The sequence below is a fragment of the Enterovibrio calviensis DSM 14347 genome (genome assembly GCF_000621165.1).
Taxonomy (GTDB): Bacteria; Pseudomonadota; Gammaproteobacteria; order Enterobacterales; family Vibrionaceae; genus Enterovibrio; species Enterovibrio calviensis.
This window is the reverse complement of the sequence record NZ_JHZA01000018.1, coordinates 94,668-115,845: the sequence shown is the minus strand read 5'-3', so window position 1 is coordinate 115,845 and position 21,178 is coordinate 94,668. Positions and strand designations below refer to the sequence as shown.

At 46.8% G+C, this 21,178-nt stretch carries 19 protein-coding genes; 5 read left to right on the top strand and 14 right to left on the bottom strand.

Features of this window, described 5'->3' with window-relative positions:
• Window positions 1-71: 71 nt before the first annotated feature.
• The gene (locus tag Q365_RS0115130) at window positions 72-752 is read right to left on the bottom strand and encodes an HAD family hydrolase (protein WP_028024138.1); all 681 of its coding nucleotides are present in this window, start codon (window positions 750-752) and stop codon (window positions 72-74) included.
• A 618-nt stretch (window positions 753-1,370) separates the two neighbouring features.
• Here Q365_RS0115130 and Q365_RS0115125 point away from each other — a divergent pair.
• The 4 genes from Q365_RS0115125 to Q365_RS0115110 all read left to right on the top strand — a co-directional run bounded on the left by Q365_RS0115125 (window position 1,371) and on the right by Q365_RS0115110 (window position 5,802).
• Window positions 1,371-3,527, top strand: a complete 2,157-nt coding sequence (locus tag Q365_RS0115125; protein WP_028024137.1) for an adenosylcobalamin-dependent ribonucleoside-diphosphate reductase — start codon at window positions 1,371-1,373, stop codon at window positions 3,525-3,527.
• Window positions 3,528-3,595: 68 nt separating this feature from the next.
• Window positions 3,596-4,294 carry a TSCPD domain-containing protein gene (locus Q365_RS0115120; protein ID WP_028024136.1) on the top strand — a complete coding sequence of 233 codons (699 nt, stop codon included), beginning with the start codon at window positions 3,596-3,598 and terminating at the stop codon, window positions 4,292-4,294.
• A 250-nt stretch (window positions 4,295-4,544) separates the two neighbouring features.
• Window positions 4,545-5,135 (top strand): FMN-dependent NADH-azoreductase, encoded by a 591-nt coding sequence (locus tag Q365_RS0115115; protein ID WP_028024135.1) that lies wholly within the window; start codon window positions 4,545-4,547, stop codon window positions 5,133-5,135.
• A 190-nt stretch (window positions 5,136-5,325) separates the two neighbouring features.
• Window positions 5,326-5,802, top strand: coding sequence for a hypothetical protein (locus tag Q365_RS0115110; RefSeq protein WP_028024134.1), 477 nt, complete (start codon window positions 5,326-5,328; stop codon window positions 5,800-5,802).
• Between the two features lie 95 nt (window positions 5,803-5,897).
• Here Q365_RS0115110 and Q365_RS0115105 read toward each other — a convergent pair whose 3' ends face one another.
• Both Q365_RS0115105 and Q365_RS0115100 read right to left on the bottom strand, forming a co-directional pair.
• Window positions 5,898-7,286 carry a MipA/OmpV family protein gene (locus tag Q365_RS0115105; protein ID WP_028024133.1) on the bottom strand — a complete coding sequence of 463 codons (1,389 nt, stop codon included), beginning with the start codon at window positions 7,284-7,286 and terminating at the stop codon, window positions 5,898-5,900.
• A gap of 123 nt (window positions 7,287-7,409) precedes the next feature.
• Window positions 7,410-8,045, bottom strand: a complete 636-nt coding sequence (locus Q365_RS0115100; RefSeq protein WP_028024132.1) for a 2OG-Fe dioxygenase family protein — start codon at window positions 8,043-8,045, stop codon at window positions 7,410-7,412.
• A gap of 344 nt (window positions 8,046-8,389) precedes the next feature.
• On the opposite strand from Q365_RS0115100, the gene Q365_RS0115095 reads away from it, so the two are divergent.
• Window positions 8,390-9,160: a nucleotidyltransferase family protein gene (locus tag Q365_RS0115095; RefSeq protein ID WP_028024131.1), complete on the top strand. Its 771-nt coding sequence runs from the start codon at window positions 8,390-8,392 to the stop codon at window positions 9,158-9,160.
• Window positions 9,161-9,254: 94 nt separating this feature from the next.
• Here Q365_RS0115095 and Q365_RS0115090 read toward each other — a convergent pair whose 3' ends face one another.
• The 11 genes from Q365_RS0115090 to Q365_RS25785 all read right to left on the bottom strand — a co-directional run bounded on the left by Q365_RS0115090 (window position 9,255) and on the right by Q365_RS25785 (window position 21,129).
• The gene (locus tag Q365_RS0115090) at window positions 9,255-10,052 is read right to left on the bottom strand and encodes a class II glutamine amidotransferase (protein WP_028024130.1); all 798 of its coding nucleotides are present in this window, start codon (window positions 10,050-10,052) and stop codon (window positions 9,255-9,257) included.
• Window positions 10,053-10,139: 87 nt separating this feature from the next.
• Window positions 10,140-11,327 carry an NnrS family protein gene (locus Q365_RS0115085; protein WP_028024129.1) on the bottom strand — a complete coding sequence of 396 codons (1,188 nt, stop codon included), beginning with the start codon at window positions 11,325-11,327 and terminating at the stop codon, window positions 10,140-10,142.
• Between the two features lie 203 nt (window positions 11,328-11,530).
• Entirely contained in the window at window positions 11,531-12,475 is a 945-nt protein-coding gene (locus Q365_RS0115080; RefSeq protein WP_028024128.1) for an ABC transporter permease, read from the bottom strand.
• Window positions 12,472-13,440: an ABC transporter permease gene (locus Q365_RS0115075; RefSeq protein ID WP_028024127.1), complete on the bottom strand. Its 969-nt coding sequence runs from the start codon at window positions 13,438-13,440 to the stop codon at window positions 12,472-12,474. Before Q365_RS0115075 ends, Q365_RS0115080 begins: the two co-directional genes overlap by 4 nt.
• Window positions 13,437-14,453, bottom strand: coding sequence for an ABC transporter ATP-binding protein (locus Q365_RS0115070; protein ID WP_028024126.1), 1,017 nt, complete (start codon window positions 14,451-14,453; stop codon window positions 13,437-13,439). The genes Q365_RS0115075 and Q365_RS0115070 overlap by 4 nt, the downstream gene beginning before the upstream one ends.
• Window positions 14,454-14,463: 10 nt before the next feature.
• Window positions 14,464-15,411, bottom strand: coding sequence for an ABC transporter ATP-binding protein (locus tag Q365_RS0115065; protein ID WP_028024125.1), 948 nt, complete (start codon window positions 15,409-15,411; stop codon window positions 14,464-14,466).
• A gap of 9 nt (window positions 15,412-15,420) precedes the next feature.
• The gene (locus tag Q365_RS0115060) at window positions 15,421-17,076 is read right to left on the bottom strand and encodes a peptide ABC transporter substrate-binding protein (RefSeq protein ID WP_028024124.1); all 1,656 of its coding nucleotides are present in this window, start codon (window positions 17,074-17,076) and stop codon (window positions 15,421-15,423) included.
• 597 nt (window positions 17,077-17,673) lie between these two features.
• Window positions 17,674-18,564 (bottom strand): TauD/TfdA dioxygenase family protein, encoded by an 891-nt coding sequence (locus Q365_RS0115055; protein ID WP_028024123.1) that lies wholly within the window; start codon window positions 18,562-18,564, stop codon window positions 17,674-17,676.
• A 398-nt stretch (window positions 18,565-18,962) separates the two neighbouring features.
• Complete coding sequence (locus tag Q365_RS0115050; RefSeq protein WP_028024122.1) at window positions 18,963-19,628, bottom strand: DUF6710 family protein; 666 nt, start codon at window positions 19,626-19,628, stop codon at window positions 18,963-18,965.
• A 513-nt stretch (window positions 19,629-20,141) separates the two neighbouring features.
• Window positions 20,142-20,462: a MarR family transcriptional regulator gene (locus tag Q365_RS25790; protein WP_051563807.1), complete on the bottom strand. Its 321-nt coding sequence runs from the start codon at window positions 20,460-20,462 to the stop codon at window positions 20,142-20,144.
• Window positions 20,463-20,535: 73 nt separating this feature from the next.
• Window positions 20,536-21,129 (bottom strand): site-specific integrase, encoded by a 594-nt coding sequence (locus tag Q365_RS25785; protein WP_051563806.1) that lies wholly within the window; start codon window positions 21,127-21,129, stop codon window positions 20,536-20,538.
• Window positions 21,130-21,178: the final 49 nt, after the last annotated feature.

The window sequence follows — 21,178 nt, the reverse complement described above, 5'->3', positions numbered from 1 at the left end:
AACAGCGCCGTTGGGCGCTGTTTTTGTTTTAACCGCAGCGTAAGCCGGGTTCAATCTCGCGTTAGCTATGCTTACGCGGACTTGGCATTAAGCATATTACTAAGACCAAGCTTACCAAAAATCGCATCGTAGTGAGCGAAGTTAGGAATACGCGTGTGGTGCTGCACTTTGGTGCCTACCGCAACGAATTCATATCCTAAGGTGCTGGTTGCCATTTTGTCCCATTCACCGTCACCAAAATACACACGGCGACTAAACACAGCGCCTGTATCTTGTTTGGCACGGAATGCAGCCAGTGCCATGATTTCGCTGCGTGTCATTGCATCTGAGCAAGATGCAAAGCTCACACCGCTGACATCAAAACCAGCAGCTTTCAGCTTCATTCTTGCCGACTCTTCCCAGCCCCCTGTCGCAATCGCCAAAATCACGTTAGGGTGAGATTTCATGTCATTCACGAACTTAATCGCGCCCGGCGTAGCCGCTAATTCGGTGGCGTTATTGGCAATATAAACACGCAGTTTACTCAAAAACAGGGCTTTTACTTCTCTTTGAATGCGCATTCTTTCATGGCGCAGACCTTCTTGGTCAATCAATTCGTCTAAAATGCCGACGTCAGTGACATTAGTAAATGCCCCCCACTCATCGGTTAACGCTATACCCATCACTTCTTCTACTGCAGATCGGAAGCAATCGGAGTCAAAATCATAATTATCGATGAGCGTACCATCGACATCTAGCATAAACAGGTTCATTAGCGCCTTTCCTCAAATCTTTTCATTTCGCTACTCAAGGCTGATTTGATATCGCGCTTGGCATTTCCCACACGCAAACGAAACATTGTATTTACATACGCAGTCCATTGGCAACTTTATTGTGCGCGTTTAGAGATAGTAGACCGTCTTCAAACACAGTGCTCCATGTATTGGAAAACTGTGATTTCGCAAAGGCTTATACCAGCATGGCGTGAAAACACAAAAGCTATTTGTCAAAAGTGTGCGTTAGCCTTTTGGTATCAATCACTGGCTGCCTATTACACGTTTAGTAAACGACCAAAGATCAACAAAACCCTTGCAAGGCAACCTTTCAACAACATACCAGCAACGTTTCACTGCCTGTATCTGATGTGACGAAGGTGACCAAGTTTTGGGCAATGTCTCCCTTATTGGTTTTACTATCAGAACAGTTTGAACACACAACGCGCTGTGGCAGAAAGAGAAGTAAAATTTGTTCGATAAAGTGTGCTTGTCAAGACTTGAAGATCACACGATATAGTGGTTTGATCTGCGCCCTTGCCAATCAGAGACACAATATAGTGTCTTTGGCCAAGTTTCGCTCAACAAGTCGGCATTACTCTCGAGGTGCAATTTATAATGGCCAAAACCAAGTCAGCTTCTGAAATCGAACTTACTGGTGTTCTAGCAATTCCATACCAAGATACGTCCATGGAAATCTGGGACAGCAAGTACCGCTTAAAAAGCAAACACGGTGACGCAATCGACGAAACACTCGATGATACGTTCAAGCGTGTTGCTCGTGCTCTAGCTGATCTCGAAGAAAAATCGGTACAAGATAAATGGTATCAAGAATTTCTGTGGGCGCTTCGCCACGGTGCTATCCCAGCAGGACGCATTACGTCTAACGCTGGCGCTTTCGAGCACAAACCAGCAACCTCAACCATCAACTGTACGGTGAGTGGCACCATTGAAGATTCAATGGATGACATCTTGGGTAAGGTTCACGAAGCAGGCCTCACGCTAAAAGCTGGCTGTGGTATTGGCTACGACTTCTCTACCCTACGCCCACGTGGTGCATTCGTTTCTGGTGCTGGCGCTTACACGTCTGGCCCACTGTCGTTCATGGATATCTACGACAAGATGTGCTTTACCGTATCGTCTGCTGGCGGACGTCGCGGTGCGCAAATGGGTACCATGGATATCCGTCACCCTGATGTGATGGAATTCATCCGTGCAAAACGTGAAAACGGTCGTCTACGTCAATTCAACTTGTCATTGTTGATCAACGAAGAATTTATCGAAGCAGTGAAGAACGACGGCGAATGGCAGTTGATCTTCCCTGTGACAGAAAAAGAAGCACGTCAGGACAAAACTGACCTAAACAACGATGCCAACATTGTTTGGGCTGACTGGCCAAGCAGCGAAGGCTTTGTTGAAGACGAACTTGGCCGTATCGCATGTAAGATCTACCGCACCATGCCAGCACGTAACCTGTGGAACGTCATCATGACGTCAACCTACGATTACGCTGAACCAGGCTTTATCCTGATCGACAAAGTAAACCAGATGAACAACAACTGGTTCTGCGAAGAGATTCGTGCAACCAACCCGTGTGGCGAGCAACCGCTTCCACCATACGGCGCTTGTCTGCTTGGTTCTGTTAACCTAACCAAATTCGTTCGTGACCCGTTCACTGAGAATGCTAAGTTCGATTGGGAAATGTACCGCAAGGTTGTTGCCACCTTCACACGTATGCTGGACAACGTGGTTGAGATCAACCAATTGCCACTAGCGAAACAACGTGAAGAGATTGAAACCAAACGTCGTCACGGCATGGGTTTCTTGGGCTTGGGCTCAACGCTGACTATGCTACGCCACAAATACGGCAGCGCTGCGTCTATCGCGTTCACTGAGCAAGTTTCGCAAGAAATGGCCATTACGGGTTGGGAACAAGCTGTGGCACTCGCTGAAGAAAAAGGCGTTGCACCGGTCATGGACCAAGAGTTTGTTGTTACCGCTAAAATGCTGCGTCTACGCCCTGAAATGGCAGTGGATGGCATTAAGATCGGCGACAAAGTGAAAGGTAAAGTGCTTCACGCTAAATACAGCCGTTACATGCAGCAGATTGGCGACATTCGCCCAGATTTGATTGCCAAACTGGTTGAAAAAGGCGGCCGCTTTACTCACCACAGCTCCATCGCACCGACAGGAACGATTTCACTGTCGCTAGCGAACAATGCAAGTAATGGTATTGAGCCAAGCTTCGCTCACCACTACACGCGTAACGTGATTAAGCCGGGTAAAAAATCGAAAGAAAGCGTTGATGTATTCAGCTTTGAATTGCTGGCTTATCGCGAACTGATCAACACCAAAGCGATGCCATACAGCACCAAAGAAGACGAGCAATTGCCTGAGTACTTCATTACTGCTGATGACATTACGCCAAGTCAGCACGTTGAAGTTCAAGCAGCAGCGCAACGTTGGATCGACTCTTCGATTTCAAAGACGGCTAACGTACCGACTGACTTCCCGTTTGAAGACTTCAAAAACATCTACATGGATGCTTACGATAAAGGTCTGAAAGGCTGTACGACTTTCCGCTTCAACCCTGAAGTGTTCCAAGGCGTATTGGTGAAAGAAGAAGATCTTGAAAACACCACGTATGTATTCGCGCTAGAAGACGGTTCTACCTTCGAAGCGAAGGGCAACGAAAAGATTGAGTACGACGGTGAAATTCACTCGGCGGCTAACCTTTACGATGCGCTGAAAGAAGGTTACTACGGTAAGTTCTAATCGTACCGGAATAAGATTGTTGGGATGGCTTGAGAGCAAGCCATCCACTATGAAAGAAGTAATTCGTTATGACACGTAAAATTGAAAGCAAAATTGTTTCATACAAAGTAAAGAGCAAAGACTCTGCTGACGTTGCACCGGTCGCGCTTGTACCAGAACTGCCAACCATCGAGACAATGCATGAAGAAATGCCACGTCCAGAAATCCTGCTTGGCACCACGTACAAGCTAAAAACGCCTGAGCACGTTTCTGAGCATTCGCTGTTCATCACGATCAACGATGTGGTGTTGAACGAAGGAACGGACCATGAAATCCGTCGCCCATTCGAAATCTTCATCAACAGCAAAAGCCTTGAGCACTACCAGTGGATTGTTGCGCTAACACGCATCATCTCAGCGGTGTTCCGTAAAGGTGGTGACTGCACGTTCTTGGTTGAAGAACTTCGTTCAGTGTTCGATCCAAAAGGCGGCTACTGGAATAAAGGGAAATACGTGCCATCACTGATTGCTGAAATCGGTAATGTTATCGAACAGCACCTGATGAAAATCGGCATGTTGCGTAATCCTGAAATGGATGAGCACCAAAAAGCATTTCTTGAAGCTAAGCGTGCTGAAAACGCAGCTAAAGAAGAAGTGAAGGAAGAAGAGCCTGTAAACACCGGTTTCCCGCCAAGTGCGACCCTTTGCTACAAATGCCACAACAAAGCAGTGATTGTGAAAGACGGTTGCCAAACTTGTCTGAACTGCGGCGATTCTAAGTGCGGTTAATGCACTTAGCGTATTGCTAGAGAGAGGCTTCCTAAGGGAAGCCTTTTTGTTATCTGCCTATCTATATTTTACTTCTCTTTTGGGCTTCACTTCTGACCAGCCCACCAATCCTGCCAGCCCTACATCTTAACTTGTTCAATTTATTCGAACGATAGCGACGGAAATTTGCGCTTTGTCATGTCCAACGTTTTGCTTATAGTTTGCATCAATAAAGAAATCAGTATTTTATAAAAAATCTACGGAGCGTCTAATGGCAAGTGTTTTGGTTTTGAAATCGAGTATTCTTGGCGAATTTTCATCTTCAACAAAACTGATCGACGGAGCGATTGAGCAGTCAGGCAATGACCATTTCGTTATCGAGCGCGACTTGGCAGCGCACCCTGTGCCTATGCTAGATGGCGAAATAATGGCTGGCTTACGTGGCGCGGAAAATCCAACGCAGCGTCAACAAGACGCTCTGGCGTTGTCTGAACAATTGATCAACGAAATCCAAGCCTGCGATACCTTGCTAATTGCAGCGCCCATGTACAACTTTACTGTGCCTACTCAACTGAAGAACTGGTTCGATCTTATCGCTCGTGCTGGCGTTACATTCGCCTACACAGAGCAAGGGCCAAAAGGTCTGCTTACCGGTAAAAAAGCCATTGTTGTGACCACACGTGGTGGTTTGCACAAAGACACATCGCGTGACCATATCACGGGCTACCTCACCACGTTATTGAACTTTGTCGGCATCACTGACATTGAGTTTGTTTATAGTGAAGCGCTTGCGATGGGTGAAGCCCCTGCCGCCGAGTCATTCCAACAAGCGTCCAACGAACTTTCAGCTCTGATGTCTTAAGCTTCACGACTGCTAACAAAACGCAGGGCGGCCATCGCACTGCGTTTTGTTTTATGGCAAACCGCCCTTTTTTTCACCTCTCCGCAGAGTGAATATCGATCTCCCTCTCAGCCTGATAAAACCGTCATTTTCTTTTGTCTAAAAATCCCGTTTCATGACGCATCTAACATTCCTTCATTTGGAGTTATAAGTGATTAAAAGCAATCCATTTTTGGGTAAAGATTCTGACCGCGCAGAAATTTGGGACATGCTGGTAGCCAAAGATATTAAGGCTTACACCCAAGCGGATTGGTCAATGGTTGAGAACGACTTTCTCGAACAAGAGTTTTTCGCTGTTAACGCAGGGTTTGATCAAGACCCAGGAAACTGGAACCTTGCCTTCTCTCGATTCGATGATTACCGCGATTCATGGTTAGAAGCGGCGAGAGCCAGCCTTGATACTGAATATGCTGAACCACTCGAAGACGCGATTCATACGCTGACCACGCTTGAACAAATTGAAGTGAAAGATGGAAAAGCCATTGCCCGTAAGCAGTTCGATGGCACCATACAGGTTGTTGGTAAAGAGCCTGAAACCCTGAAATGGCAAACGCTTTATTATCTGAAACAAACGCCATCAGGTTGGAAAATCGTCGGTTTCACAGGGTACTTGCCCTACACGGCGTAATGGCTGATAAGCAGACACAAAAAACGGGCTTATCGCCCGTTTTTATTGTCTGGCATTTGGATTAGTAATACCCAGCGAAAACGCCAACGGTTTCGCTAGAAATCCATTTGTAAGTAGATGGTGTTGTAGTTGCTGCCGCCTTTGATTCGCCCAAACTGGCTCGCTTTCTCAAAGATCGCAGAGCGGTGATGAATGGAATACCCAAGCCAGAGATTGTTCCAACTCTTTTTGCCCACCAAATCACCCACATTCACATCTAGTGATAAATCTATATAGTTAAGAAGATGACTAGGCTCGTACCCTTTGCGTTCCATTTCTGATCGTTCTACATGCGTGATGTTGTTCACATAGGACAACCCTTCTGCCACACCGAGACGCCATGTAGTGGGCCAATCAAACGTGTAAAAGGCTTTAATCGCCATCACGTACTCTGACGACGAAGCTTGAACATCCGAACTCCAGTGCCAAACGACACCAGGGGTAAGGTAAATATCCAAAGGAATGCCAAACAAGGAATCACTGAGAGGATGCCCATAGAACAAGGACGTCAGTGTGTTTCCATACGGGTCTTTTTGTGAATCGCCCGCAATAATTTCACCGATATTTGATGGCGTCGCCCAACCGTGAGCCAGTCGCCAGTATGGTCGTGTTGAAATATCTTTCTTTCCATGGCGCTTATTATCATTAAAGAAGCCAAAGCCCGCGAAGACCTCACCTTGCCAATCTGTATCTATGGTTTTAGCGTGTCGAACATTCTCATCAAAGTACGTCGCATAGGCAGCACCCACCAAGTACAGGTTCGAATACACGTGATAACGCACATTCATACCTGTTTTCACATCGACCCCTGCGCCTATATGCTCGCCTTCATTCCTGTATTCTGACAGCCCATAATAGAAGCTATTAAAGTCGGCATCTTTATAGCGCGCTGACAAGGTTGCTTCAAAATCGGCATTGTCAGTCGACCATTGCTTTCCAAGCGTTGCGATACCATGAAAGCGATATTCTTTATCGGACAACAGATCGATATCTGCAAACCAGCCATCACCTAACTGACGTTTAAGCTGAAAACCGAAATCACCCGTGTCGCCACCAATGTCATTTTGTACCGCGGTAGGTAAATCGATAAAACGCATGCGAAGAATCGCATTGGCACGCCAATCGCCTTCCTCCCACAAACGGATCCCGCCTTCTGTTCCTTTAATGAAAAATGCTTCGTCTTCATAAAACATCATGGGAACAAAGCTAGAGACATTGGAACTTCCGCCTTCAGTAAAAGGGACGCCCGCCGTTCTTACCGTGGCAGCAATACCCCAGTTTTCACTTCGCTTTAATCGCAGAGAATCGACACTGTCAGTCGAAGATGATTCGGATTCAACAACCGGTGTATTGTGAGTCGACGTGTTTTGAGCATCAGTATTACCCCAACAAAATGGGGCAAGCAAGGCAGTGGCAATAGCAGCAGATTTAGATAAGCTTGGCATTAGACAACGAGACGGTAAGTTCACATTGGTTTTATTGTAACCTAACTCTGTCGATTTTCCGGACAGAGTGGAAGAAAAAAGAGTGGAAAAGCAATTACTTTGCCCACTCTTTCCATTGTGCGACTAGTGTTCTCTCGCTGTTAATACGAAGAGATCGACATGCCCAACGAGCGCAGGATTAATAGGGCGAATCGGGTTTGCGTTATGCCAAACAGCATGATCATCTAGCAGTGCGACATCACCATCATTCATGGCCAACGAGAAAAATGGTTGTTGCGCTTTGTCCTTGTAAACAAGGATTTCGCCCCCCTGAACGTTTTGGCGATGGATTGCAGCAATCGCAATATGATCAAACCCATCCTGATGCACACCTTCCGGTGAAACCGGCGTGATATCGTTGAGTGTGATCACCCTCATCTGATGTATCTCAATATCTTGTTCATCGTCCAGCTCGTTGTTGTCTTTAAACAGCCGACACAATTCGAAAAAGCCTTCTGAGTGCAGCACATGCGTCGATAGATCTTCGAATTGACGAACGACGCCGCCTTGATGCTGGTTAATGGTCTTACTTTGCACAAAGGTATGCTGAGGCATGTGGCGCACCGCACCTTCATGGCATTGCACGATGGAATAGCGTCTTAACCTGTACTGGCCATCGGCATAAGGGGTAGTTGGCAGATGATCAAAGGTTGGTTCTAACTCTCTGACAGCATGGTCGCTGATATGACATAGCTGCATAAGATAGTCTGGATGATACATGTTACGTCCTCCATGTTGATTGTTCGCCACGAGCTTCCGGTAAGAAACAAGCGACAGCAGTCATCACATAAAGTTAACGCCACCGCAGCAATTTTGACAAACTTATACAGAGTGATTAATCAACCGATGGAGGATATACGCACAGATAAACTATATAAAATATCAATAACAGGATAATAGTTTGCATTATTTGATCTGCGCCTCATGTAAAAACACAGATTGAGAACTCCCCCTCGAACGTCGACCTTCCATTCAGCTAACATTCATCTTCAGTCGATATGATGAAGTTGTGGACACTCACTGGACACCAACCCGAGTGACCCTCAACCAACAGAGGTATTTAGATGGGAAGAATGTTTAAAGCGCTGATTATCGTTCCTATTCTGGTGATTCGTGTACCCGCTTACGCTGAGCAACTCGACGTAAAAGTACCCGAAAGTAGCCAGAGCATTTCATATCAGCAGCCACAAGCAAGCCACGAAGCTACCCTTTCAGAGCTATTCTCTATTCCTTCATTCCGCGCCAAAACCATCGAACAACCGCATACAGATTTAACCGATCTTTATGCCGCCGCACCAGCCGCTCAGGCTGAACTAGAGCAACTTGCTACCAACATTGCCAAACAAAGTAACGGCAACGTGTTGTCCGCCGGATTGAAAGGACTGGAGCGTGCAACTGAAAAAGTCGATAAAGAGCTTGATGGCGATGTGTCACGCCTCACTGACCTTGTTCGAATCACTGTGGAAACAGACTCAATAGAAGACTTGAACATCGCATATGAGCAACTTGCGGCGTCAGCAAAAACCATGGAGGTCATCAATCGTTTCCACACACCTCGTCCATCAGGTTATCGAGATATCAAAGTATTGGTTGCTTTGCCAGAGAGCAAAATGATTGCTGAAGTTCAACTGCACCTAAAGGCTATTTCAGCCGTTAAGAATGGCAAGGAACACAAAAACTATGAACAAATCCAAACCATTGAGCGCAGTGCGACGTTGGAAACTCGCGACTTGAGCCAATATGAAGTGGCTAAGATTGAAAAGCTGCGAAAAGAATCCCGCGCTTTATATGACCATGCATGGCAAGGTTATCAACCCTATGGTATTGCCATTTAGTACATTTCAAATACTCAAAGGGCGCACGCTGCGCCCTTTTACTTTTCACAGGTCCCACTGAATCACCAAATAAACTCACCGCCATCGTTAATATTCAAGCGGTGCTATCAAGCGTTTCCTGAGCAAGATGAAATTCTGTCACCGTGACTTGCTCACCAACCATTTCAACAAAGCTCTGAGCAGGAATACTTTTCCACTCATGTCTATCTAACTCAAACGGCTCAGAAGCAAGCACAACACCGCTGTCGACGCCTTTAAAGAACATGGTTGGCGGTGTACCAAACGAGGCGTAACGTAACGCCCAATATTGCTGACCGTCACTAATGCACAATGCCGCTTTGAAAGGCTGATCATTGATGCCTTTGTTTGCCATCTCAGCTTCAATCATGCTAATCACTCGTCTTAACGCCAATTTAGGGTTTTGCTCTAACCCATGCTGCATCAAAAGAAGAAATATCAGCTCGCTATCCGTTGTGCCTTTGCGCTTTAAATAACAAGGTTCATCGAGTTGTCGCTCAAGTTGGTAACGGACTCTTTCAAACTCAGGGATTTGCCCATTGTGCATAAAGAGCCAGTTTTTCACGTTGAACGGATGGCAATTCTCTCTGGACGTATTCGCGCCTGTTGATGCCCTCACATGCGCCATAAATCGGTGCGAGCAAGTGTGTTCGGCAAGAGAGCGTAAATTGGCATCAGACCATGCGGGAAGCACTTCTCGATACAGCGCTGGGGTCGGCTTTTCACCATACCAAGCCGCGCCAAAGCCATCAGCGTTTACGGCCGTCACCGCTTTGGATGCTTCCATGCTTTGCATCACCAACGAATGATTCGGCTGGTGTAGCATTTCATCTAAAAAGCACGGTTTTCCTTGGTACGCCAGCCATCTACACACGAGAATTACTCCTTGATTATCATATCAATAGTATGACGCAATCACGGTTTATTGCAGTGCGACGTGCCACAAAAGCACGAAAGTGGCTTATCCGGGGTGTCCGTCCACCCTTGCTTTTAGGAGCATCGGGCCAAAATTCATCACAAAGCCACCAAATGCCAACGCCCAACCAATGCCGGCAATTATCACCCATATTTGAAGATATTCAGGCCAAACTATTGCTCCGACAACGCGCACTAACGTGGCCAATACCAACGAGGCATAGGCGAATCTGAACTTAGGGCCTTTGTAAATTTCACGCCCCGTATGCCCCATACTCACGCGAGCAATCATGGCAAGGATGACCCCTGCTAAGGTTCCCATCGCAAACAAATGAATCAAGGTGTGTGAAACCCAAGGGTTACTGATGAATACTGCTTTCGCCAGCAAGCCGATAGGCAGTGCCAAGTAGAACAAATGCAATGACCACACTAAAGGCTCTCCCATCGACTTCAACCCCTGCCAGCGATAGAGACGATAGGCTTGCGCTAATCCTGCCGTGGCCATGAGAGCGGCGCTGATTAATGCTGGAAGCAAAGGAAAGAAACTCATGACCGCCAACAACAATAGAGGAAGGATCGCCAAGATATCGAGCCAGAGAAGTGGTTTTGGCGATTCGAGTTGAAAGCGCTTCGCGGTAAAAAATGGGATAACTCGCCCACCCATTACCGAAATTAGGATCATGAACCACCACAACATCGCCTGCCACAGCGCGTTGGATGAGAATGGTGGCATACCTTTTACGGTGGCGTAGCTTGCCAAATTGGCACTCACTGCCACCAGCAGCATAGGAATGAAAAAGAGATTTCTCCAGCGTTTGGTTACCACAACGCGATACCCCACTTCCCAGCCCGTCATTGCAAGGAATGCGGTATCAACAATGGCGATAACTGACAATGGCACATCAATCCAAAACAGAATTCGCGCAAGCAGCCAAAGCATCACAATAAAAGCGAGCCTTGCCCCTGACGTACCTTTCACGCCCGTCCACGTTTGTACTGCAGTCAGCAGAAAGCCGGCAACCACGGCCATTGCAACGCCAAACAACATTTCGTGGGCATGCCACCACATTGTGGGAACATTTAATGGCGATGGACTTCCGCTGGTAAATAGCCACACCCATACCGCGATCGAAAACACGGCGTAGATCCCCGCCATGAGAAACAATGGCCTGAACCCGAGACGAAGCACCGGTGGGATCCGTTCTTCTTTTTGCTTATCAACAATATTGAGCATCATGAGATCTACCTGTGCGAAGAAAACCTTTAAACATGTATTATTTTTGCATGTTTAAAGGGGATTGAAAAGCTCCCTTTGAATTAAACATGTTTCGCGTCGATGCTTTTCTTCGATGCTTTTCGCCGATGTAATGAGGGTTGGTATTGATGTCAGAAAACAAAAAAGCCAGCAAATGCTGGCTTTTCGAAGCAAAGATAGGATTAGTTGCCAGATTTCGGATCTAAGGCATCTTGTAGTGCATCACCCAAGAAGTTGAATGCCATCACCGTTACCAAGATTGCGATACCCGGGTAGATAGCCAGACCTGGCGATTGCCAAATCACTTCTTGTGCATTTTGCAGCATGTTGCCCCAAGATGGCATTGGTGGCTGAATGCCTAGCCCCAAAAATGACAACGCACTCTCCAACAAAATCACCCCGCCCAATGCCATGGTGGTCGCAATGATCACCGGTGACAAAACGTTGGGCAGTACATGGCGGCGAATAATACGCCAAGGCGAAGCACCGTAACCTACCGCGGCTTTGACATAATCTCGTTCACGCAGTGACAAGGTGCCAGAGCGAACCAAACGTGCCGTGGTCGGCCAGCCAAACAAAGCAACAATAACGATGATGCGAATGAAGCTCGCGTTCTCGCCTTGCGCCCAACTCTCAGGCAGGCCCAACTTATTCAAATCAACTGCTGCCATAACAATCATCAGAGGTAGCGTCGGCAATGACAGCGTAAAGTCTGCAATACGCATCAATACAGCATCCAACTTGCCACCAAAGTAACCCGCAAAAACGCCAACCAAGGTACCCAATACCGCAGTCATCAGTGCAGCAACTGCACCGACAGACAGGGACACCTGACCGCCATACAGTAAGCGGAGGAATACATCTCGTCCCAGTTCATCTGCACCTAACCAGTGTGTGTCACTGGCTGGCTCAAAACGTGCGAAGAAATCAACTTCAAAAGGGTCGTGACCAAACCAACTGGCAAGCAGTGGCGCACTAAAGCAAAGGATCGCGAGTAGCAGAATAAATACACCGCTGACTAAACCGGCTTTATGTTTACAAAAGCGATGCCAGACTAGTACCCATGGCGAAGAGGCTTGGCGCTTTGGTGCTGCTACTGGAGCAGCATTTGTCATGTCTTGTGTCATGCTGAAGCTCCTTTTGTCAGACTGATTCGTGGGTCCAATTTCGCGTAGGCAATATCTGCCAGCAAGTTACCCAATAGCGCAGTGAAGGTGATAACCATCAATCCCAGTAACGCGAGATTGTAGTCATTGCCCATAATGGCATCGAAAATTAGCTTACCCATACCCGGCCATGCGAACACCGTTTCGGTGATGAGTGCACCCGACAGAAGAAAGCCAATGTCCAACGCGATAATGGTTACCAATGGAATCATGGCGTTGCGAAGCGCGTGACGAAAAATAACGCGGGTTCTTGATGCGCCTTTTGCTACCGCCGTGCGAATGTAATCCTGACGCATGACTTCTAGCATGGTGCCGCGAACGTAACGAGAGTGACTTGCCACATTCAATACAGTCAGCGAAATAACCGGAAGAATAAGGTGCTTAAGTTCAATCCAGAAACCGCCGCCTTCTGCTTCACCTGTTCCGCCAGCAGGCAACCAACCAAGCGTGACAGAGAACACGAGGATCAACATCAGTGCCAACCAAAACGCTGGTGTTGAAAAGCCAACAAATGCACTAAAACTAATGACATAGTCCGCCCAAGTGCGGTGTTTCAACGCGGCGATTACGCCTACGGGAATGGCGATAAGTAACGATAGCATTGTCGCTATGCCAACCAACTTAACAGTGTTCCAAACGGCAGGAATAAGAACATCTTCTGCAGGTTGGTAATACAAGCGAGAGTAACCAAAGTCGCCCTGCACTGCTGCTGAGAGCCAGTGCCAGTAACGCTCTACCAATGGCTGATCCAAGCCTTGAAGGGCTTTTAGCATCGCGACATCTTCTGCCGTCATGTTTGGATCAGACGTTGCCATCAAATCAATCGGGTCACCTGGCATGAGACCAATGAGCGCATAAGAAACAAATGAGACTAAAAACAGGACAAATACGCTTTGTAACACTCGGCCAATAACGAACTGCATCATGCTGTGGCCTCCTTACTTTCAAACTTTTTTGCGTCTATCACTTCGCTTGGGTAGTGACACGCAACAATGTGCTTACTGTCTCCGCCGTATAGCGACGCACTTGGCGCTTCTGTCTTGCACTTCTCCGTCGCTTTTGCACAACGAGGGTGAAATGCACAACCACTTGGCGGATCGATCGGACTAGGAACATCACCCTGCAGCGCTAAGCCTTTAAGACGTTTGCCTCTTCCAACTTCAGGAACTGCTGCCAGCAAGGCTTGGCTATATGGGTGCGCGGGGTTTGCAAAGAACGCATCACGTGGGGCTTGCTCAACAATCTGACCGAGATACATCACCACAATGGTATCAGCAAGATAATCGACCACCGCCATGTCATGGCTGATGAAGAAAAAAGACAGGTTGCGTTCGCGCTGCAATTCGGCAAACAAGTTGAGTACTTGGCTTTGTACCGAAACATCGAGCGCGGAGAGCGGTTCATCCGCGACAATCAATTGAGGTTCAAGCACCAATGCACGAGCAATACAAATGCGCTGTCGTTGACCACCTGAGAACTCATGGGGATAGCGATCCAATGCATCTTCACTAAGCCCCACAGCGATGAGAGCGTCAATCACCTTAGCTTTGCGTGAAGCCTTGTCTCCAACGTTGTAAACCTCAAGCGGTTCACCCACCAGCTCAGAAACCGGTAAACGAGGGTTTAACGCAGAGTACGGGTCTTGAAACACTAAGCCAAGCTTACGTCGAAGTGCCTTAAGTTCCTCTCCTTTCAAATCTGCGGTTTTAATACCCGCCAATTCTACCGTGCCTTCAATAGGGTGTTCGAGTAGCGCAACCATGCGCCCGAGCGTTGATTTTCCGCAGCCAGATTCACCGACAATTGCAATGGTTTCCCCTTCATCCAAAGAAAGAGAAATCTTGTTTACGGCTTTCAACTCTTGCGCAGGTTTCCCGAACCACCCTTTTTGTCCTATGGGGTAGCGCTGACAGACATTGTCTAATTTTAATAATGTCATAAGTCCGTCCTTAGATATGGTGACACGCAACGGTGTGCACGGTATTTAGTTCAACCGTTTCAGGCATGGTAGAGACACACGTTGGCGTTGCTTTACCGCAGCGATCTGCAAACGGGCATCCATTGCCTCGCAGATCAAGTGGAGGTACTGCCCCCGGAATTGCTGGCAACACATCACGTGCGCCGCCAATTTTGGGTAAAGTGGCTAACAAACCTTGGGTATACGGGTGTTGAGGGTTAGCAAACAACTCTTCCGCTGTCGCTTGTTCAACAATGCGCCCTGCATACATCACGATAACGCGCTCAGCGAGTTGTGATACAACGCCCAAGTTGTGGCTGATAAACTGAACGGCAGTTCCTGTGGTATCACGCAACTCTTCCAGCAAATCAAGAACCTGCGCCTGTACCGTGACATCCAATGCCGTTGTAGGTTCATCGGCGATAATGAGTTCTGGTTCACATGCCAGTGCCATGGCAATCATTACACGCTGTCGCATCCCACCGGAGAGTTCATGTGGGTAGGCTTTTGCGCGTCGAACCGGATCGGGGATATGAACCCTTTCCAACATCTCTATCGCACGTTCTTTTGATTCTGCTTGATTACTACCACGGTGAAGCTCAAACATTTCCGCGATTTGATCGCCCACTGTTACAACAGGATTCAGCGCTGTCATCGGCTCTTGGAAAATCATGGCGATCCCTTCGCCACGCACTTTCTGCCAATCCGCATCACTGTTGTTGAGTAGATTTTCTCCACGGAAAACCACGTCACCACTGGCTTTCATGACATTGGGCTGAAGCCCCATCAAGGTAAGCGCCGCAAGGCTTTTGCCGCAGCCAGACTCGCCCACAACGCCAAGAATTTCGCCTTTGTTAATATGAAAGCTGATATCGTTAACCGCTGGGTAGCCATTAAAGGCTACCCGCAGACGACGAACATCCAGTATCGTCTGTTCCATTGACGGCTCCTACTTCTTGGTGGTGTACCACTCTTCAACCCAGTTGGTTGAAGGGAACATATGACCCGTCGGCGTCACGCCCTCTAGCCATTTCGGCATCACAAAGCTGTCCGCTCGGAAATACAGTGGCAGTGCTGGCAAATCTTCCGCGTAGATGTTCTGAATGTCGTGGAAGATCTTCTTACGTTTCTCCGTATCCAGTTCTGCTTCGACTTTGTTCAGCAACTCATCCATTGCAGGGTTTGTATAGCCAATGTAGTTTTGGCCAGACCAACCATTCTCTTCCGTTGGAATGTTGGTGGATAGAAGTGTTGTACGCGGTGGACTTTCTGGCGACGAATACCAAGCAAACATTGCGAGGCCTTTGTGCTTACGCTTGTTCAGCGTCTCACCAAAGTAAACGCGTGCTGGTTGGTTATTGATGTTGACCTTCACACCAATCTGCTTCCACTGTGATTGCAGCACTTGCTGTACCAACTCACGGGTTTTATTGCCCGCCGTTGTCATCAATTCGATTTGTAGCGCGTTGCCATCACCATCAACCATCACACCGTTTTTCAGCGTGTAGCCAGCATCAAGAAGTAATTGCTTGGCTTTTTCCGGATTGTATTCGTAACGTTTAACATCCGCGAAGAAGGTGGTGTCACGTGGGCTTACGTTGGTATCCGCAATAGGCTGTTTGCCCGCAAACAATTTATCAACGAGCTGTTGGCGGTTTGCACCATACAGCAGCGCCTGACGCACTTCTTTCTTAGCAAGATGCGGGTTGTCCATTGTGGTATCTAGGTGCTCGTAAAGCAGACCCGGCTCGTAGTGAACGTTGAACTTGTTGCCGTGACGTTTTTCAAGTTGTAGTACTTGGTCAAGCGACAGACCGAGTTCACCCGGTAAGTAGTCCACAGAACCCGACAATAGGTGCGCCTCTAGCGCCGAGGTGTTCTCTACCGCTTTGAAGATAATCTCATCGATGGCAGGCGATTTGCCTTTCCAGTGTGGGTTTTGCTCAGCCGTAATGAAGCTACCAGCGTTGACTTTCGAGAGAACAAACGGGCCAAAGTAAAGGCCAGGATTGGTCGGCTCTGTGGCGTACTTAGTGGTTTTCGAGTAGCTGGTTGGATCTTTCGCGTACAAATCACCTTCAACGTGTGCAGGCATAGGTGTCGGAACGAACGTGTTGTATTTAAAGGTGATTTTATTCAGATAGACTTCGAATTTTTTGTCGTCAAGCAATACCAATTTTTCCATGGTTTTTGCTTCTTGCAACCCTGGGTTTCCGACACGCTTATCTGTTGCGATGTCGAAGCCTAGCTTCATATCTTTAGTGGTTACGGGAACGCCGTCACCCCAGAACAGATCATCAGGGATAGTAACGGTCATCTTGATACCTTCACTACCATCTTCGAGTTTGATGCGTTCGGCTAGGCCATTTTCAAAACTTGGCACTTCCACACAGGCGTTACATTGTAACAGCCAGTCTTTGCCGTAAATCACGGTGCCGCGATGCGCAGTACTAAGAATATAGGAGGCAGCAACGTTTGAGACGAGAATCGGGTGCAAACCTTCAGGGTATTGAGACATACCAATTTTCAAGGTTTCAGCACTTGCCGATGCAGCTGAAAGCGCAAGAGGTGCTGCCATCGCCAATGCGAGGATTGTTTTCTTCATTTTATCAGTTCCTTTGTATGCAGCTGGGGAAATTCCGTTGCCCAAATATCATGCGCAATTAAGGTGGTTTCATTAGCCCCAAAACTAAATGCAGTTGAAAATTGCGCATATGCCTTCAATGTTAAACATATGTTTCGATTGTTGTCGACTACACACTGTTTACAATTCATGCATAAAGAACAAATAAATCACGAAAATGCCCGAACAGGTCGCATTTAAACATTTTTAACAATTTAAATGCTTACAGCTCAAACAGTTACACCAGTAAGTATTTGACATTATAAACGATCATGCTGAATTTATAGATAATCATGCGGTAAATTTATAGCACGCAATCGGTGAGAGATAAAAAATGGACAGGAGTAAGTATATACAAATACTTAAATTAGTGAGGGCTTGGGCATAACCCAGCCAACACCTGATGACAGACAAAAGATTGACCAGTGAATAATTAAGCAAGACTGAGGGGATAATATAAAGAAGAAAAAGAAAATGATGCCACCAGCAGAATCCAGTCCTAACAACATCAATGACTCTCGACCGCAATAGACTCGAGATAGGCGACACAGCGTTTTAAACGTTTCGGCATCGTTTAACTCAAGCACCCTGAATTGGCATGGCCACAGGTTGCTCACCTTTAACCACCACACGATGAAGCTTACGAGGCTTATCGCCATAATCTGTGACAGCAAAATGTTGGGTACAACGGTTATCCCATATCGCAACACTCCCTGTTTGCCATGAGAACCGAACCTGAAACGTTTCAACGCGACTCAATGCAAACAGCGAAGACAATAGGTCATCATCCCCTTCCGCATTTTCGTTTTTTTGAGCACCCACATATTCGCTGTCTGAGGTGTCCTTATCAATGTATTGGCAAAACTGTTCATTGATATAAAGGCTCGGTCGCTCCGTTTCTGGATGGCGAACAACCAATGGATGATGCACACCTTCCATCTTGTCAGCTATCTGTGCGACTTTACTTTCACCCTCCGCGTTCGTTTCATCAAATCGACTCCCCGCAAAACCATGCACAGCATGGGTCGCCGTTTTACCCAGCAATGCGCCCTGCAACGCACTGGGTAAATGTTGATACACCGCCTCCATCGACACCCAAATCGTATCCCCTCCCTCGTCTGGAAGATGCTGAGCACTTAACACAGAGCATTTGGGCGGCGCTTTTTGCCATGTCATGTCGGTATGCCAGAAACTCTTACCCGGTGGGTTGCCCGGCGTCGTTTCAATGACACTCACTTGTGGAAAGCCATCAACATGGGGGAAAAATGGATGCGGTGCTTCCAACTCGCCAAACCGACGAGCCAGTGAGAGTTGTTCATCAGGAGAAAGGCACTGATCCCTAAAAAACACCACTTTGTAGTTCAAGAATGCCTGATATATCTGTGTAAAATCGTTGTCGCTACACGAAGCGAGGGCGACACCTTCAATGATGGCGCCAATATGGGGCGTGAGTGGCGTGATTGTTAACATCTATCCTTCCAAGTGATTGAACAGGTTATCGACGTATAAGAACGGGCAAAGCGTCTTTATCGTTCATCATATACCCTAACAACATGAAGGGGCAGGATACACAAAGCGCTACTGACCTTATGTTCAAGGCATCAAGACGTATTGGGAGTTAATCTTTCGCACGTTACCAAGAGATTGATATCGGCCTATTTTACTGCCCTTGGCAAGATTTCTCTTTTGATTTGCGGTAACATCGCCTCGTCTTTCAAACCCTTGGATACCACCGTGGCAAACACCAACGAACCGACCTTTTTCTTTGACTGTGAGACTAATACGGTAAAAGTATGATATTTAATAGGTATTTGTCTTGGCTGGGGAAGTTTGGACGTAAATAGGACACATTCTTAGAATGTAAATAGCTACCCCATATTGGTAAAATGAAAAGTAGAATGCCTCATAAGAATTCTGCCAAGTTCCCATGCCCAACCTATCTCCTTAAATCTTGGCTGTCTTATTCGCTTACCTGAACTAAATAAAACCCAACTATCACCATCATAGAAAACCTGTTCGACGATAGGAGTTAAATCAAAGCACTCTTCTACCTTTACTGTTCCCTGACCACGAAGAAGCCCTTGAGCAATAGAATGGTTACCTCCTGTCACTAGGGCCAAATTCAAAGGCCAGTAGTAGTTCACTGAATGGTTTGAAGTCTCTGCGAAAGGGCCTTTAGGTAAACCATCCCCTATCGTCCCTAAATTTCTAATAATTCTTTGTGGATGCCAGGGACTAGTTATTGCGGGTTCGGATCTTAAGTTGATAAACGCAGCTTCAACAACAGTGACTAACTCATGGGTACTTGGTTGCACGCAATCAAATTCAAAGTCGTTATGTTCAATGGATGTCCAGGAGGAATGATCCTTAACTAAATAAGGCTGCAACAGGAATTTGCTCTGAAGCTGCCGCCAAACAGTTCGTTGCAGGTCTCGCAATCCTTCAATATTACTATCATCAACTAATGCATCAGCCCTCCTTAGTAAATTTGCTAGTTCATCATCTCGACATACGAACTCAGTACTTAGCTCCACTATCTCCTCCAATAATTAAACAACGTGTTACGAATAACGGTAACAGAGTAGACTGGAATTAATCGTGAAGATAGCCGCGCTGTTGGTGATGACTAGGCGACCCGAAAAATTTTTATCACCCGAGGGTCGCCCTAGTTTGAGAGAAACAGTGACTGGAAAGAACCTATTTTCACTGAGAGAAACGGTGATTCATGCCAATATAATCTCTCTTGCTAACGGCCTTTGCCCGCCTGGTCGGATGCCAATGAAAATTATCGCTGCTTGATCCCACATGCACTTGAGCCCTCTCACAGCTAATCAACCTATTTGCTTCCTTGGTTTCAAGTTCAACTCCATAACACTCTTTAAACCTCGAAATGAACAAGCTTGTACTAAATTCCACATCAAATGTATTCACAATAAAATTCGCGCTTTGCTGTCGTTTGTTTGTCATATTCCCACCTATTGAAATAACATCACTCACGCAAACATACCGTGTTAAAAACATATCGCCAATAAATCTAAGTAAATGATTTATAATGGTATTATATCTGACGGGGTAGTGTTCCATTGCTTCAAATATACGTAAGTTAACCCTCCAATTTGTGAAGATTCTGCTCGGCGTTCGATATATGCTTTTTCAAATAAGCGCTTCAACAATGTGCTCGCGAACGATTGAGAAAGATCGCAACGGGTTGAGATTTGTTCCGGTGTCACTTGCTCGCCACATCGAATGGCATTGAGCACTTTCAATTGTGTTTTACTGAGCCTCACCGCGTTGATCTGATGAGGCAATAGACGTGCGATGTTAGCCAATCGCGGGTCGATGGGTGCTGTTTGGGCGTGATTTTGCATGACTTACTATCATCCGCTTGGATTTATTTGAGAATTGACGTAGAGAATTGATATAAATAGGGAAAGTGAGGATCTAATTTTCAGTCGAGACAGGCGTGAAACAGGTTAACCAGCACGATTTTAGCCACTCGTGATAGGTTTCGAGTGCCTCTTTCTTCTGTGATTCCATGTGAGTATGGATATACGCTTGGTCTAGTTTGTCTCGTGCGTGATTGAGTAGCGATTCACAAACGATGTAATCAACACCAATCTCAAGCCAAATTGAACGCGCTCGCTTTCTTAAGTCGTGTCCTGACCATTCTTTATTAGAAATAGCCCTCACCCAACCACTTGCCAACGAACTATAAGCCGGCTTGTTTTCACGAAAGGATATTGGAAACAAACAATCGCCTTTATAACCTAGTTCAATTTGCCACTCACGGTATGAATGCAACAACTCAACCATGCCAGGTGAAAACGGGTACACCATCGCCTCACCGTTCTTCGCATCACCTGCAGGAATGGTCCACTGTTTCAGCGTTAAACTGATATTTTTCCACATCGCCTTACGTGTTTCACCAATTCGAGCTCCATGGCCTAGCATCATCGTCACCAATATACGAGCTGGCGGCGCTTGTTCGCTGGCCTTCGCCAAAATGGCCGGTAATTGATCCGTGTCAACACTCACACACAATATGTAGTGATTTTGATAAACAGCTCACAAAGCAAACATTGTT